We start from the raw sequence: 16356 nt of genomic DNA on the forward strand, positions 1-16356 counted from the left end.
TTTTTCATTTTGCGTATCTTTTAACAAGTAAATAATCAGAAAATTTTGTCATTTCCATAGAATTATCCTAAAAATTATGCTAGACTAAAGAAGTAGAAACAAAAAGAGGATTTATTGATGGATAGAAAAATGAATTTTGTAATGATTTCCCCCCATTTTCCGGCAAATTTTGAAACCTTTGCCCACCGTTTGTATGAAAACGGCATAAATACTTTGGGGATTGCGGATGCTCCCTATGAACAGCTAAGCCAAGGACTGCGCGATCATTTAACCGAATATTACCGTGTGGATAATATGGAAGACTATGATCAGGTTTACCGTGCTGTCGCTTATTTTGCCCATAAATATGGGAAAATTGACCGCATTGAGTCGCATAATGAATACTGGCTGGAATTAGACGCCCGCTTGCGGACTGATTTCAATGTGTTTGGTTATAAAAATGAGGATATGCTGTCCATCAAGACCAAGGCACAGATGAAAGAAATCTTCCGCAAGACCGGCTTAAAAGTTGCCCGCGGACGCGTCTTTACCGGAGCTGACGATGCCCGAACCTTGACCAAAGAGCTCGGCTTTCCGGTTATTATTAAACCCAACTCCGGGGTTGGGGCTTCCGATACTTATAAGATTAAGTCAGCTGCAGAACTGGAAGATTTCTTTGGCTATCAAAATCCGGCAGTTGAATACATCATGGAAGAATTCATCGACGGCGATATCATTACCTTTGATGGCTTGACAGATCACGACGGCAATATTGTTTTTTATTCCGGTTTGGAATATTCTGAAGCTGTTCTTGATACGGTAGAAAAAGACAGCGATATGTTCTATTATGTTCCCCGCGATTTTTCAGCGGACTTGATTCAGCTGGGTGAGAAGTGTGTTGAAGCCTTCAATGTCAAGGAACGGTTTTTCCATTTTGAATTTTTCCGCATTAAAAAGACAAAAGAGCTGATGGCGTTGGAAGTGAACTGCCGTCCGCCGGGAGGCCTGACCATTGACATGTGGAATTATGCAGATGACTTTGATATTTTTGATCAATACGCTAAGGTGGTCAGAGACAATCAATTTACAGCAGATGTGCAGCACCGCTACAATGTTGTTTATATTTCGCGTAAGGCCAATAAACGCTATGCTCACACGCTGGAGGACATTAAGGCCCAATACGGACAGCACATCATTGATATCGAATCTGTACCGGGAATTTTTTCAAAAATCATGGGTGAGGTCGGTATTCTTGCACGGACTGAAACAATGGCTGAATTACGGGATATTGTTCAGTTTGCCCATGCTAAAGTGTAAGCTGCTATCATCGAAACAACAAGTGTGAAAGGAATAAGCGCCATTAAAAGACTTGAAAAGGGGCTAAAACCGTTTAACAAATTCTGATTTTAAGCTGTTACCCCATTTCAAGTATTTTTTGATTCGCTAGTGGTATTTTAACTATGCATTTTGAGAGAAGAAGCCAATGGTCGGGAGAGCTCGGCCGGGAAATGTACTTTAATGTTTACGGCCATGCGGGCAAGCCCGTCATTGTTTTTCCATCGTCAGGCGGCAGCCAAAATGAATATGGCGATTTTGGCATGATTGAAGCCTGTCAGGATTTTATCAACCGCGGTTTGGTTAAATTTTACACGCCCGATTCCCTGGATAAGGAATCTTGGCTGGCTGAAGGAAAGTTGGGTCATGATATGGCCTTAGCGCATGAAGCTTATGATCGCTACATTATTCATGAACTGGTACCGCTGATTCGTTATGAATCCAATTGGGACGGCGGTATGATTGCTACGGGCTGTTCGATGGGAGCTTTTCATACGGTCAATTTTGCGCTGCGCCATCCGGATCTCTTTGATGTTTCTGTTGCCTTATCCGGTGTTTATGATGCGCGCTTTTTCACAGGCGATTTTGCCGGTGATTTAGCTGTCTATTACAATTCGCCTATCGATTATTTGTGGAATCAGAATGATCCGTGGTTTTTGGATCAGTACCGCTGCAATCGTTTTATTGTGGCTGTTGGTCAGGGAGCTTGGGAAGAGCCGCATGTGATTGATACCATCCGTCTTCGGGAAGCATTTGAAGCTAAATCAATTCCGGCCTGTTTTGATTTTTGGGGGCATGATGTTGCCCATGATTGGGAATGGTGGCGCGTGCAGATGCCCTATTTCTTAGGAAAACTGGAAGAAGAAGGACGGATTTAGTTTTTCTGAATTATTTTTAAATCATATAAAAACATGACAGGCTGCTGTGATAAGCAGCAGCCTGTCATGTTTTTTGCTTTATTCGTTTAAGGTGAATTTTAAAAAGTCAATAAAATGATCGGCCCAGTATTTTTCATGGTGGATTTCGTTGGCCATGATATGCAAATCAATGTTTTCCATGGGATGCTTTGTGCGCAGGAGAGATTGGTAGTAGTGGAGAGTGCAGTCAATGTAGGCCTGATTCATATTGGGAGCAAAGGCTTCGTCCACTTCGTCGCCTTCCTTGGTGCCGACCTGAATGAAGACCTTGCTGGTTTTATTCAAAGGATGGTGGTCGCAAAAGCGCAGGAAATCACGTTCGCTAAACCAGGAAGCTAAGGAAAAGACGCCCAGATTGCCAAAGATATCAGGATAAGCTGCCCCCATGTAAGCAGTAATGATACCGCCCATAGATGAGCCGGCCAGTAAAGTGTTTTGGCGGTCAGATTTGGTTCTGTAATGTTCGTCAATAAAGGGTTTAACCGTATGGACTACCCAGTCGCCATAAGCCATGCCATCGCCGCCGCTGCTGGCGGTTTCGGGTGTTGTTCCCACATCTGTCATCCAAGGAGCATATTCATTAAGCCGATTTGTGCCGGCATTGTCAATCCCCACGATAATCAGTTTGGGAAGCTCTTTGTGCTGCTTAATGGTAGGGATAATTTTCCAAGAATAACCAGAATAAGATTCCTTGCTGTAAAAGATATTTTGACCGTCATGCATGTAGAGAACGGGGTAAGAAGCCCAGTCTTCCTTGTCGTAGTCCTTAGGCAGAAGCACCCGAATCCGTCTTTTTTCCTTATAGTATGGGACTTCCAAATAGTGCTCTTTCATCTCAAGATAGTAGTTGTTCAGCTTGGTTTTCTTTTTCACAGCAGTCTCCCTTGTAAAATAGAATTAAGCCTATTATAACATAGAACATTTTGAAAAAATAGCTAGAACTATTTTCACATGCGGGAGAAGCCTGTGTCTGGGTATTTGGGAATGAGGATAAGCCATCATTTTCCCCTTAAATATGATATAATTTTAGTGTTATGACGGAACGTAATTCAAGAAAGTATGCTGTGGTAGATTTGGAAGCAACAAGTGCCAGCAGTTCAGCTTCTATTATTCAGGTGGGCATTGTCATTATAGAAAATGATCGCATTACAGAGACTTATGCAACGGATGTCAATCCTCACGAGAAGCTTTCTCCAGCCATTGTCAGCTTGACGGGGATTACCGATGCCCGCTTAAAAAAAGCTCCTGATTTTTCCGAGGTGGCTGCCGATATTTACGAGCTGATTGCTGATTGTATTTTTGTTGCTCACAATGTTAAATTTGATGCCAATCTTTTGGCTGAACATCTTTTTTTAGAAGGGTATGAACTTTTGAACCCTCGTGTGGATACAGTTGAGCTGGCACAGGTTTTTTACCCGACTTTTGAAAAATATTCACTAAGCAATCTGACGGAACTTTTGGAAATTGAACTGTCGGATGCCCATACAGCAATCGCTGACGCTAGAGCAACCGCTGAGCTGTTTTTAAAGCTGAAAAAGAAAATGGCTGCTTTGCCCAGGATAACGCTGGAGAAAATTTTATCTTTTTCTGACAGTCTGCTTTATGAGTCGAGGATTCCGATTGAAGAAGCCTTGGAGCTGGCTCCTGTTCACCTGACAAAAGACTATCAGGAAGTAGCAGGACTTGTCTTAAGAAAAGAGGAGCCTGTGCTGCAGGAACGCCATTTATCTCAGGATTTTGCAACCAATATTGCTCTTTTGAATCTTGAAGACCGACCCAAGCAGCTGGCATTTGCCAATCTTATTGAAAAACAATTTGACGATCCCAGAGCCAGCTTCATCGAAGCGCAGTCAGGCATCGGCAAAACCTACGGCTACCTGCTGCCTTTGCTTAATAATGCTGCGACAGAGCAGATTATTGTCAGTGTTCCGACTAAGGTGCTGCAGGATCAGATTATGGCTAATGAAGCCAAAGCATTGAGGGAGGTTTTTCACCTCAACTGCCACAGTTTGAAAAGCCCTCAAAACTACCTCAAATTGGACAGTTTTTACGAGACTTTAGCAAGAAGCGATGACAACCGTCTGTTAAACCGCTATAAAATGCAGCTTCTGGTTTGGCTGCTGGAAACAAAAACCGGTGATCTGGATGAAATCAGGCAGAAACAGCGCTATGCCGCTTATTTCGATGAAATCAGGCACGATGGCCGTCTCAGCAGGCACTCGCTTTTTGACGGCTGCGACTTCTGGCAAAAAAGCTATCAGAGGGCTCAGAACAGCCGAATAATTATTACCAATCATGCCTATCTGCTGACACGGATCGAAGATGACAAGGCTTTTGTAGAAAATCAGATTTTAGTTATTGATGAGGCACAAAAATTATTTTTAGCTTTGGAGCAATTTTCACAAAAACAGCTTAACATGACTAAGACCTTGCAGACATTGAGTCAGCTCCTGGAAAATTCTCAGGATATTTTAGAGAAGCGGCTGCTGGAGAGCATCCAGTTTGAACTGAATCATTTGCTGACGCTTTTTTATAAACGAAGAAGAAAGCAGCTTAAAGAAGAGGATGTCAAGCATCTGAGACAGAATCTGGCAGAACTTGATCTTGCGGATTTGGCTGATTTGCAGCAGCTGTTTGCAGAGCCTTTTTCGGATTTTTGGTTTGAAGAAGAAGTTTCTCCGGATCACCGGCTTGTGCTGCTCAAGTCTGCCCGCTTGGATTTTACAGATTTCACCGGTTTTTTGCCGCCGACCAAGAAAACGTATCTGGTTTCGGCTACCCTTCGTATCAGTCCTCAGGTCAGTCTAGCAAATCTGCTGGGCTTTACAACCTTTAGCTTTGACAGTGTGCCCAGTGATAAATCTAAGCAGCAGGCTATTTGGATTGATGAGAGTATGCCTGATATCAGTGAGCTGTCAGATACAGATTATGAGCATCTGCTGGCAGAGCGCCTGCTGCATTTGGCGCAGCTCCAAGAACCTGTGCTTGCGCTCTTTAATTCTAAAAAAACAATGTTTGCCGTGTCTGAACGGCTTGATGAAGCTCAGCTGCCTCATTTAACCCAGGACAAAAACGGGACGGCTTTTAATGTCAAACGGCGCTTTGACCGAGGAGAGACTGGTCTTCTTTTGGGAACCGGCAGTTTTTGGGAGGGAGTTGATTTTGTTGAGCAGGATCGGCTGATTGAAGTTATTACGCGTCTGCCTTTTGACAATCCTGAAAATTTCTTTGTTAAAAAACTGAATCGCAGGCTCAGACAGGAAGGCAAGAATCCTTTCTATGATTATGCCCTGCCCAGTGCAATTTTACGCCTGCGGCAGGCTATCGGCCGAACAAAGCGCAGCAGCAGCCAGCTGTCAGCCATTGTCATTTTAGACAGCCGGATTATACGCAAGAGATATGGTAAGACCATTTATGATGCCTTATCTGCACAGTTCCCTCTTAACAGTCAGGGATTTCAAAAAATCCTCGATGAAACGTCTCGTTTTTTAAGGTCTTGATATCAACCAAAACAGGCACTCCTTTTTGAAATGCCTGTTTTTTGACCTAATCTGAAAGAAAATGATAAATACACAATGAAGGCATCTTTTCAAGTCAAACGTTTTCTAAAATCTTAGTTTTAGCTGTGCGGACCGTTAAGAATATTCAAAATGGCAATTGAAATTTAGGCTATGTTTGATATAATAAAAAGTATTAGTGTATAATGCTATGAGTCAGTGTTTGAGAAGAAGGAGACAGGATGGTTAAATTATCAAGGCGTGTTTTAGAGATGGAAGAATCAGTTACGTTGGCTGCCAGTGCACGGGCCAAAGAACTGAAAGCACAGGGACGGGATATTTTGGAGCTCTCTGTGGGGCAGCCGGACTTTATAACGCCTAAGCATATTCAGGATGCAGCTATTAAGTCTATCCAAGACGGCAGCGCTTCATTTTATACGGTTGCCTCAGGCCTGCCTGAGCTAAAAGATGCCGTCAGCCGCTACTTTGAAAAATTTTACGGCTATTCTGTAGAGCGCAGTCAGGTCGTTGCCGGAACCGGTGCTAAATTTATGCTTTATGCGCTCTTTGCCGCCCTTATTGACTCAGGGGATGAGGTCATCATTCCGACGCCTTTTTGGGTGTCTTATGCTGATCAGATTAAGATGAATGAAGGGGTTCCGGTTTTTGTCAAAACCAGTGAAGCCAATCACTTTAAAGCCAGTCTGGATCAGCTGGAAGCAGCAAGGACAGATAAGACTAAGATGCTTCTGCTCAACAGCCCTTCCAATCCGACAGGAATGATCTACAGCAAAGAAGAGCTGGAAGCTATCGGCAACTGGGCTGTAGAACATGATATTTTAATTTTGGCTGATGACATATATGGCCGCTTGGTTTACAACGGTGCTGAATTTATTCCAATTTCAAGTTTGTCAGAAACGATTCGTAAGCAGACGATTGTTGTCAATGGCGTTTCCAAAACTTATTCAATGACCGGCTGGCGCGTCGGCTATATTGTTGCAGATTCTGAAATTGTTGCAGCCATTTCAAAAATTGTCAGCCAGACAACATCTAATTTGACAACTGCGGCTCAGTATGCGGCTATTGAAGCTCTGACCGGCGATCAGGACAGTGTTGAAGAAATGCGTCAGGCCTTTGAGGAACGTCTCAATACGATCTATCCGCTGCTGGCAGAAGTTCCCGGTTTTGAGTTAGTGAAGCCGCAGGGAGCATTTTACTTCTTTCCAAATGTTAAAAAAGCCATGGAAATGAAAGGCTATACAGATGTGACTGCCTTTACAACGGCTATTTTGGAAGAAGTCGGTGTTGCTTTGGTGACGGGGGCAGGCTTTGGAGCTCCTGAAAATGTCCGCATGAGCTATGCGACTGACATGGATACCTTAAAAGAAGCAGTCCGCCGTCTCAAGGTCTTTATGGAGAACTAAGCCATGGCTAAAATACTTCGTCGTTATGCCATCCCGGCCATTCTGCTTATAATCATCATAGGTCTCAGCTGGGTCCTTTTTCAAACCAAAAGGGAGCTCACGACCGTTAAAAATAAGGCCATGCACCTTGCCTTTGACCGAGGGGACATTCAGATTCAAAAGTCTGATGATACCTTTAAGCTGACTTTTGTCTCCAATGGATCGACCGGCTATGGCTGGAAAGTCAGTGATGTTTCAGAAAAGCTGGATTTAGATGATATAACCACTGAAGATTTGTCGCCGTTTTACGGAGCTGATTATCAATTGTGGGCAGGACGCTCAGACCTTGCCTATCTTAAAGGGAAAGTGCTGGCAAGTGGCCGCCACCAGTTTAAACTGTCTTATAAACGTCCATGGGAAAAAACGTCTCTGGATAGACACTATCTTGTGACTGTCGAAAGTCGAACAAGGCACTATGGCAAGACTTCCTCAGAACCTGTCATCAGCTTCATCTCCATCAAAGAAATCATAAGCAAATAAGAAAGTAGAAAAGAGAACCACTAAACATGTCTAAAGACTTAGTATCCATTATCGATGTTCCAAAACACGTTGGCGAAGAGGTAACCATAGGCAGCTGGGTTGCCAACAAGTCAGGCAAGGGTAAAATTGCCTTTCTTCAGCTGCGTGACGGCTCCGCTTTTTTTCAGGGCGTGGCTTTTAAACCAAACTTTATCGAAAAATTCGGTGAAGAAGAAGGAACCGAAAAATTCAATACTATCAAGCACCTCAACCAAGAAACAGCTGTCTTGGTAACAGGTGTTGTCAAGGAAGATGAACGGTCAAAATTCGGCTATGAGCTTGATGTCACAGGTGTTGAAGTCGTTGGCGAATCAGAAAATTATCCTATCACGCCTAAAGAACACGGAACAGACTTTTTGATGGATCACCGCCATCTCTGGCTGCGTTCGCGCAAGCAGATGGCCATCATGCAGATTCGTAATGCAGTTATCTATGCTTCTTATGAATTTTTTGATCAAAACGGCTTTATCAAATTTGACAGTCCGATCTTATCAGGCAATGCAGCTGAAAACACGACCGATCTTTTTGAAACAGACTACTTTGGTGAGCCGGCCTTTCTCAGCCAGTCCGGCCAGCTCTATCTGGAAGCAGGTGCTATGGCGCTTGGACGGGTCTTTGACTTCGGACCGGTATTCCGTGCTGAAAAATCAAAAACCCGCCGCCATCTGACAGAATTTTGGATGATGGATGCGGAATACCCGTTCATGTCACATGAACAGTCCCTTGATTTGCAGGAAGCCTATGTCAAGGCTCTTATTCAGGGTGTTCTCGATCGGGCACCGCAGGCTCTTGACATTTTAGAGCGTGATGCTGATTTACTCAGAAAATACATTGCTGAACCGTTTAAGCGTGTATCGTACGATGATGCCATCACACTTCTTCAGGAGCATGAAGCAGATGAAGATGCCGATTATGAACATGTTGAGCACGGCGATGATTTTGGCTCGCCCCACGAAACATGGATTTCCAACTACTTTGGCCTGCCAACTTTTGTCGTCAACTATCCGGCCAGCTTAAAAGCCTTTTACATGAAACCGGTACCGGGCAATCCAGAACGTGTGCTTTGTGCCGACTTGCTTGCTCCGGAAGGCTATGGTGAAATCATCGGCGGATCTGAACGTGAAACGGATTATGACACCTTGCTTGAGAAAATTAAAGAGAACGGCCTTAATCCGGATGACTACGCCTTTTATCTTGACCTGCGCAAATACGGTTCTGTTCCCCACTGCGGATTTGGTCTTGGTTTAGAGCGCATGGTAACCTTTGTGGCAGGAACGAAACATATCCGTGAAGCCATTCCTTTCCCACGGATGCTCCATCGGATTGAACCGTAAATTATCTTAATTTGGCGCTTGCTTCTGATGGCAGCCAGTCCCGCAGCCGGGACTGGTTTTTTAATAAAGTCTTTATTTTAATTTTCTGAATATTTTGCTATAATAGAAAGCATCAGGCAGTTATAAGAGGTGGTTTTCAAGCTGTTTGAAGACCATTTTTTGTCTTTCTGCCTCATTAATAGATATTGTCACCGCCTAGAAAAAGACGATGGCCACTTATTTCATAGGAGGAGATATAATGACAACTACTGTAATGGCAAACTACAGCTACGGTGAAGACTGCTATCAGGAAATTCCTGAGGTCTTAAAGCCCTACCATATTAAAAGTGTGGTCTTAATTGGAGGGAAAAGAGCCTTGGCCAGCAGTGAGAATGAGGTCCGTGCTATTTTAGCACAGGCAGATATTGACGTGACGGGCAGTTTTGTTTACGGTGTTGATTCGACACAAACAAACATTGATAAACTGGCAGCTAATCCTGATGTGCAGCGGGCGGATGCTATTTTTGGTTTTGGCGGCGGAAAAGCACTGGATACCGCTAAAATGGTTGCTAAAGAACTGGATAAACCGACCTTTACTTTCCCCACGATTTGTTCTAATTGTTCAGCCGGAACAGCAATAGCGGTCGTTTATAATGATGACCATTCCCTTTTAAAATATGGCTATCCTGACTCACCGCTCCATATTTTCATCAATACACGAGTCATTGCCAAAGCACCTGAAAAATACTTCTGGGCCGGTATTGGTGATGGTATTTCGAAAGCTCCTGAGGTAGAGCATGCGATTTCAGAAGCAAAGAAAAAAGGAGCAGCAGCCTTTCCTCATACCGCAACATTGGGTGAGGCTGTGGCTCTGTCTTCAAAGGACGCCTTTTACCGCTATGGCCAGCAAGGATTGGAAGATGTTCGCAATAACAAGGCTTCTCAGGCAGTGGAAGAGATTGCGCTTGATATTGTGGTATCAACCGGCTATGCTTCTAATTTAGTCAATCAGCCTGATTTTTACTACAATTCTTGTCATGCGCATGCTTTTTACAATGGAACAACTGCCATTAAGCGTGAAGGGGAATATCTCCACGGTATGGTTGTTTCCTACGGTGTATTGGTTTTGCATGCTTATTTTGATGAGCAGGAAGAACTGCAGCGTGTCGCCAAGTTCAACAAGGAATTAGGGCTGCCAGTAAGCCTGCAAGAATTGGGTTTGAGTCAGGACGATATTCCTAAGATTGTTGAGGTGGCTTTGACAACCAATGAATACCGCAATACGCCTTTTGACCCTGAAAAATTTGCTCAGGCCATCCGGACAGTCGATGATCTGGGCCAGCAATTATAAACCAGATAAACAGAAAGAAGGAAGAGCTATGAAAAAAATTCAGACAGATAAAGCGCCCGCAGCTATCGGGCCTTACGTTCAAGGAAAAATTGCCGGCAATCTTTTGTTTGCCTCCGGCCAAATCGCCCTGTCGCCCCAAACAGGCGACATTGTCGGCGAAACCATTCAGGAACAAACCCAGCAGGTGTTAAAGAATATCTCAGCTATCTTATCAGAAGCGGGCACGGACTTTGACCATGTTGTCAAAACGACTTGCTTTTTAGCTGACATCAAGGATTTTGTACCTTTCAATGAAGTCTATGCGACAGCTTTCGGTCAGGAATTTCCGGCGCGTTCAGCTGTTGAGGTTGCCCGTCTGCCCAAAGACGCTAAGATTGAAATTGAAGTGATTGCTTATATTGACTGATGAGAGACGAATCAAAAAACTCGGGGCTTATGCTGCCCGAGTTTTTGACGTTTGAAAAAGAAAAAAAGCAAACCAATTGGTGAAGAACTTGATTGGTTTGCTTTTTTATGTCAGTCAGCAAGTTTTTAAGTTTTTTGCATTTTCTTGGCTGTGGTCATCATGAGACGAATACGGTTGAGCTGGTTGACTTCTGATGAGCCCGGATCGTAGTCGATTGGAGCGATATTAGCCCCCTTGTATTGGCGGCGCAGCTCCTTGATCATGCCTTTACCAACAATGTGATTTGGCAGACAGCCGAACGGCTGCAGACAGACAATATTTTTAACGTTGTTGTTGAGAAGTTCGATCATCTCACCTGTCAAAAACCAGCCTTCACCAGTATGATTGCCAATGGAAATAATTTTGGATGCACCGTCAGCAATGTCATAAATAGATTCGATGCCTTCAAAGCGCTGCGATTTTTCAAGGGCCTTATTCACCGGTTTTTCAAGGAGATTGATGGCATCAATGCCCAGTTTAGCCAGACGCTTGGTCTTTTGGCTCATATTGAGTTCATCAGCCTTCCAAATTTGGTTGAAAAGGGAGTAGTTCATAAAACCGATCAAATCAGGAACGACGGCCTCACCGCCTTCCCTTTCGATAATACCGACGATGTCGTTATTAGCAGTAGGTGCGTATTTAACTAGAATTTCGCCAACCACACCAACACGGGGTTTTTTGTCAAAATCAACCGTTTCAAGCTGATCAAATTCCTTGATGATCCGTTTCATGTTGCGGTTGAATTCGAAGTAAGAACCGGATTTGATATTTTTCTTGGCGGTGCTCAGCCATTTATCATAGAGGGCGTTGGCCGTGCCGGGGACTTTTTCGTAAGGACGGACACGGTAGAGAACACGTTCGAAAAGATCACCATAGAGCACGGCAATGAGGAGCCGTTTGACAAAAGGAAGCGTAATATTCCAGCCCGGGGTTTCTTCTGTCCCCTGATTGCCCATGGAAATCGAAACAACCGGAATTTGCGGGAAGCCTGCATCTTTTAAGGCCTTGCGCAAGAGTGGGATATAATTTGTTGCCCGGCAGCCGCCGCCTGTCTGAGTCATCATGACACTGGTGTTGCTGAGGTCGTATTTGCCGCTTTCTAAGGCTTCAACCAGCTGGCCGATAGTGATGATAGCAGGGTAACAGGCGTCATTGTGGACAAACTTGAGACCGACATCAACGGCTTTTCGGTCCATGGCAGGCAGGATAACAACATTGTAACCGGCTTGCTTGAAGGCTTCTTCGATCAGCCCGTTTTGGTGAATGGGAGACAGCATGGGCATGAGCAGCGTATGCGTTTTTTTCATTGCTTTAGTGAAGACAGGTTTATCGGCCGGCATATCTTCCTCTTCACCGCCTTGACTGTCACTGATAAATTGCGGCGTTTGATTGAAGATGTGATTTAAGTTGGCTTTTTTAAGTTTATTATCGCGCTCTTTGACAGCGGCCTTGAGCGAACGCAGGCGGATGCGGATAGCTCCCATATTGCTGCCTTCATCAATTTTAAGGACGGTATAGAGTTTGTTGTGGCCGCGCATGATTTCTTCAACTTGGTCAGTCGTTACGGCATCAAGACCGCAGCCGAAACTGTTTAATTGAACCAATTCCAGATTGGGATTTTTAGCGACGACTTTGGCTGCTGCATAGAGACGGGAATGGTAGACCCATTGATTGATAACGCGCAAACCAGAGACTTCTTCTAAGCCTGAGACCATATCTTCTGTCAAAACATGAAAACCTTCCTGAACGATGATATTGGCAATGCCGTGATTAATTTCCGGGTCAAGATGATAAGGGCGTCCAGAGAGAACGATTGCTTTTTCTCCCTTCATGCTGAGGGCGGTCAGCAGCTCATCAGCCTTGGCCTGCAAATCAGCCTTGAAATCAGCCAAAGCTTGGTAGCCATGTTCAACAGCCTTACGAATTTTTTCGGCTGTTATGTCATCGTAGTTCGCAAAGGCTTGTTTCAGAGAGTGAACAAGGGTTTCCGGGTCAGCTAAATTGACGAATGGGTGATAAAATTTAACTTGGCCGTCACGAATGGGATCCATATTTTTTTCAATCACTTCCGGATAACCTTGGACGATAGGGCAGTTGTAATGGTTGGGTGCCTTACTGTTTTCCATGCGTTCATAGATAACACTTGGGTAAAAAATGGCATCAACCTTTTTGTCAATCAGGGCTTGGATATGGCCGTGCACCATCTTGGCAGGGTAGCAGACTGTGTCGCTCGGAATCGTTTCGATTCCTTTTTCAAAAAGTTTCTTGTCAGATTTCGGTGAGATTTGTACGCGAAAACCAAGGTCAGTCAGTATTGTATGCCAGAGAGGATAATTTTCATACATATTGAGCACCCGCGGAATGCCTATCACACCGTGAACGGCATCGCGTTTTGACAATGCTTTAAACTTAAAGAGTTTTTTGTATTTGTAATCAACCAGATTTTCTTTTTGCCGGCTGCGGTCAAATTTAATCTTAGTAACCTTTTCAGCCCCGCGTTCGCAGCGATTGCCGGTAACAAATTTTGAACCGTCGCTGAAAATAGTGACAGTCAGGGCGCAGTTGTTTTCACACAGACCGCAGCGTGTGAATTCTTTTTCAGCAGTAAACGTATCTAATTCATCCAGATTCATGATGCTTGAACGTTTGCGTTGAGTCAGTTGTTCAGACATAGCATTCTCCTTTAGGCCATAGCTATTTCCGGCCGGTCAGCAGTTTGATCTGTTTGTCCTTGATGTTCCAAGGCAAGCTCGTCTTCGTATTTTTCCTGAGCAATGAGTGCACAGCCATAAGCACCCATAAGCCCGGCGATATTGGGACGAACGACTTGGCGGCCTGATACCAGTTCAAAGGCGCGAAGGACTGCCTCATTGTAAAAGGTGCCGCCCTGGCAGACAATTTTTTCGCCTAAATCTTCAGGGCGCTTGAGTTTGATAACCTTATAGAGCGCATTTTTAATGACTGAGTAAGAAAGTCCGGCAGAAATATCAGCAACGGTGGCACCTTCTTTTTGAACTTGCTTGACTTTTGAATTCATAAAAACGGTACATTTTGATCCCAAATCAACAGGATGTTCAGCCAACAGAGCAGCCTGAGCGAAATCTCTGACATCGTATTTAAGCGATTTGGCGAAGGTTTCAATGAAAGAACCGCAGCCCGACGAACAAGCTTCGTTGAGCTGGATGCTCGACAGCGCTCCGTCTTGGACAGACATGGCTTTCATGTCTTGACCGCCGATATCTAAAATAAAGTCAACACCGGGATTGAAATAATTGGCGGCCTTGAAGTGGGCGACCGTTTCAACCTCACCGTAATCCACACGCAGAGCGGCTTTGATTAGGTTTTCGCCGTAGCCGGTCACGCAGGAGCGGGCAATAAAGGCTTCATCAGGCAATTGGCGGTACAATTTTTTCAGAACAGCAATGATATTTTCCAAGGGCTGGCCTTGGTTGTTGCTGTAGTGCTGGAAGAGAATGCTGCCGCTGGGATCCGTTAAGATGACTTTTGAAGTTGTCGAACCGGCATCTATCCCTAAGAAAACGGGACCAGAAACGCTGCCGATGTCCCTGTACTGAGCGCTGGCTTCATCATGGCGCTCACGCCAGTCTTCCAGATCTGCTTGATTTTTAAAAAGACAGTCCAAGGTATTTTGAGGAACCAAGGATTGCGAGGTATTTTTTTCAAGATTGTCAATAATTTGTGTCAGGCTCAGCTGGGCCTGCTCTTCTTCAAGAGCTGCTCCCATGGCAACAAAGAGCTGTGGATTTTCTGGGAAAATCACATGTTCAGGGGCAATATTTAAAGTCTCGATGAAACGCTGACGCAGCTCACTCATAAAGAAAAGCGGACCGCCTAAAAAGGCTATGTTCCCTGTAATCTTACGGCCTGAAGCAAGACCTGCAATCGTTTGATTAACCACAGCTTGAAAAATAGAAGCGGCAATGTCTTCTTTGCGGGCGCCTTCGTTGATGAGAGGCTGCACATCGGTTTTAGCAAAGACTCCGCAGCGGCTGGCAATGGAATAGATGGTTTCATAATTCTTGGCAAGTTCATTAACCCCGTTGGCATCAGTCTTTAAAAGCTCTGCCATTTGGTCAATAAAGGCTCCGGTACCGCCCGCACAGGTCCCGTTCATCCGCTGCTCCAGGGTATCGCCAAAGAAGGTCATCTTAGCATCTTCACCGCCCAGCTCAATCACCACATCGGTTTCAGGAATCAGTTTTTCAACTGTTGTAGTAGCCGCAATAACCTCTTGGACAAAGGGAATATCAGCAGCATCAGACAGGCCGATTCCCCCTGAACCGGTGATAGCAATACTGACCTTTTGATCGCCGATGTCAGCAATAGCTTCTCTCAGTACTTTGACAGTAGCAGTTTTGACATCTGAAAAATGGCGTTCATAGCGTGAAAAAATTAAATGATAGTCTTCATCAAAGACAACCAGCTTAACGGTTGTTGATCCAACATCAATTCCTGCTTTATACATAGTAAGACAGCACATACAGGCAAAAAACGGCAGAAAATGGAGAAGTCTGTCCAGATACTGAGCTTATGACAAGTTTGATAGCTCTGAAAATCTGAACAAGACAGCATGAGCTGCTGAAATTTTGCCCGTTTTGGTCCTTTCTTTTATTTTAGGCGACAGGCTGTCGGCCCTGCAACAATCTGTTGCTTAGTCAACAGTCTGTCTGTTATAATATTATTATAGAACTCAGCAAGACAAATTCAATCGTTGATTTTTTGAAAACTGTTGCTTAAACAACACCCTGAAACAAAGTGTTGCTTATGATGGCTGATCCGGGTGACTGTTTCAGTGAATTGATTAGAGAATATGTTTAGTCTTAATAGAAAGAATGCTCATGAAATTTACAGATATTCGTTACCTGCGGACAGAAAAACTGATTTTTGATGCTTTTACTAAGCTTTTGAGTGAAAAGCCTTATGAAAAAATTACAGTGCAGGACATTGCCGATGAAGCCATGATTAACCGTGCGACATTTTATGCCCATTATGCGGACAAGGATGAGCTGCAGCAGGGGATTCACAGGCAGCTGCTGCAGCAGTTATCTGATATGATTGATGCGGCTCAGGTGACAAACGGCGATATCGTGCAGGTGAGAAAAGCTGAAAATTTGTTGGCCAATTTCTATCACAGTCTGGAGAAAAATCGCTCCATTGCCAAGATTGCTTTAAAGAGTATTTCGCAGGAAATCATGCAGGAAAATTTTAGTAAGCTCTTAAGAGAAAAGTATGCTGATTTGCTGGAAAAATTAAATGTTACAGAATCCGGAGAGTCAGTGCCTACGGATTTTATTGTTGCTTATCTGACCAGTATTTTTACAGGAACGCTCATGTGGTGGATCAAATCTGATTTTGACATGCCCGCTAAAGAACTGGCACGCCTGGTTATTACTCTGGTCAGCAATGGGCATTTAACTGTTCTGGGGGTAACGATTAACCGTGATTAAAAGCGGGCGCTGTTTCAGGTCCGTTTTTTAGCGATCCGCCTCTTAAAAAAGTCCGCTGAAGCGGTTTTT

At 44.3% G+C, this 16356-nt stretch carries 12 protein-coding genes; 9 read left to right on the forward strand and 3 right to left on the reverse strand.

Annotated elements, in window-relative coordinates; all coding sequences use genetic code 11:
* Nucleotides 1-117: 117 nt before the first annotated feature.
* On the forward strand, nt 118-1296 hold the full coding sequence (locus AC4HAF_RS02075; RefSeq protein ID WP_491096465.1) for an ATP-grasp domain-containing protein: 1179 nt from the start codon (nt 118-120) through the stop codon (nt 1294-1296).
* A 143-nt stretch (nt 1297-1439) separates the two neighbouring features.
* Nucleotides 1440-2192: an esterase family protein gene (locus AC4HAF_RS02080; protein WP_491096466.1), complete on the forward strand. Its 753-nt coding sequence runs from the start codon at nt 1440-1442 to the stop codon at nt 2190-2192.
* Between the two features lie 78 nt (nt 2193-2270).
* Here AC4HAF_RS02080 and AC4HAF_RS02085 read toward each other — a convergent pair whose 3' ends face one another.
* Nucleotides 2271-3104 carry an alpha/beta hydrolase gene (locus tag AC4HAF_RS02085; protein ID WP_027976396.1) on the reverse strand — a complete coding sequence of 278 codons (834 nt, stop codon included), beginning with the start codon at nt 3102-3104 and terminating at the stop codon, nt 2271-2273.
* A 161-nt stretch (nt 3105-3265) separates the two neighbouring features.
* Here AC4HAF_RS02085 and AC4HAF_RS02090 point away from each other — a divergent pair, with 161 nt between their 5' ends.
* The 6 genes from AC4HAF_RS02090 to AC4HAF_RS02115 all read left to right on the forward strand — a co-directional run bounded on the left by AC4HAF_RS02090 (nt 3266) and on the right by AC4HAF_RS02115 (nt 10780).
* Complete coding sequence (locus AC4HAF_RS02090) at nt 3266-5731, forward strand: bifunctional DnaQ family exonuclease/ATP-dependent helicase (RefSeq protein WP_491096467.1); 2466 nt, start codon at nt 3266-3268, stop codon at nt 5729-5731.
* A gap of 239 nt (nt 5732-5970) precedes the next feature.
* Nucleotides 5971-7152, forward strand: a complete 1182-nt coding sequence (locus tag AC4HAF_RS02095) for a pyridoxal phosphate-dependent aminotransferase (protein WP_491090857.1) — start codon at nt 5971-5973, stop codon at nt 7150-7152.
* A gap of 3 nt (nt 7153-7155) precedes the next feature.
* Nucleotides 7156-7671 (forward strand): protease inhibitor I42 family protein, encoded by a 516-nt coding sequence (locus AC4HAF_RS02100; RefSeq protein WP_491090856.1) that lies wholly within the window; start codon nt 7156-7158, stop codon nt 7669-7671.
* Between the two features lie 26 nt (nt 7672-7697).
* Entirely contained in the window at nt 7698-9044 is a 1347-nt protein-coding gene (gene asnS, locus AC4HAF_RS02105; protein WP_491096468.1) for an asparagine--tRNA ligase, read from the forward strand.
* A 238-nt stretch (nt 9045-9282) separates the two neighbouring features.
* A complete protein-coding gene (locus AC4HAF_RS02110) occupies nt 9283-10374 on the forward strand; it encodes an iron-containing alcohol dehydrogenase family protein (protein WP_491096469.1) in 1092 nt (363 codons plus the stop codon).
* A gap of 28 nt (nt 10375-10402) precedes the next feature.
* Nucleotides 10403-10780 carry a RidA family protein gene (locus tag AC4HAF_RS02115; RefSeq protein ID WP_491096470.1) on the forward strand — a complete coding sequence of 126 codons (378 nt, stop codon included), beginning with the start codon at nt 10403-10405 and terminating at the stop codon, nt 10778-10780.
* A gap of 125 nt (nt 10781-10905) precedes the next feature.
* On the opposite strand, the gene AC4HAF_RS02120 is transcribed toward AC4HAF_RS02115, so the two are convergent.
* Together AC4HAF_RS02120 and AC4HAF_RS02125 are read right to left on the reverse strand one after the other, a co-directional pair.
* Complete coding sequence (locus AC4HAF_RS02120) at nt 10906-13491, reverse strand: acyl-CoA dehydratase activase-related protein (protein WP_491096471.1); 2586 nt, start codon at nt 13489-13491, stop codon at nt 10906-10908.
* Between the two features lie 11 nt (nt 13492-13502).
* Nucleotides 13503-15305 carry an acyl-CoA dehydratase activase gene (locus tag AC4HAF_RS02125; RefSeq protein ID WP_491096472.1) on the reverse strand — a complete coding sequence of 601 codons (1803 nt, stop codon included), beginning with the start codon at nt 15303-15305 and terminating at the stop codon, nt 13503-13505.
* A gap of 373 nt (nt 15306-15678) precedes the next feature.
* Between AC4HAF_RS02125 and AC4HAF_RS02130 the strand changes: the two genes are divergently transcribed.
* On the forward strand, nt 15679-16287 hold the full coding sequence (locus AC4HAF_RS02130) for a TetR/AcrR family transcriptional regulator (RefSeq protein ID WP_491096473.1): 609 nt from the start codon (nt 15679-15681) through the stop codon (nt 16285-16287).
* Nucleotides 16288-16356 lie beyond the last annotated feature (69 nt).

The organism is Streptococcus sp. ELY_90, assembly GCF_058314475.1.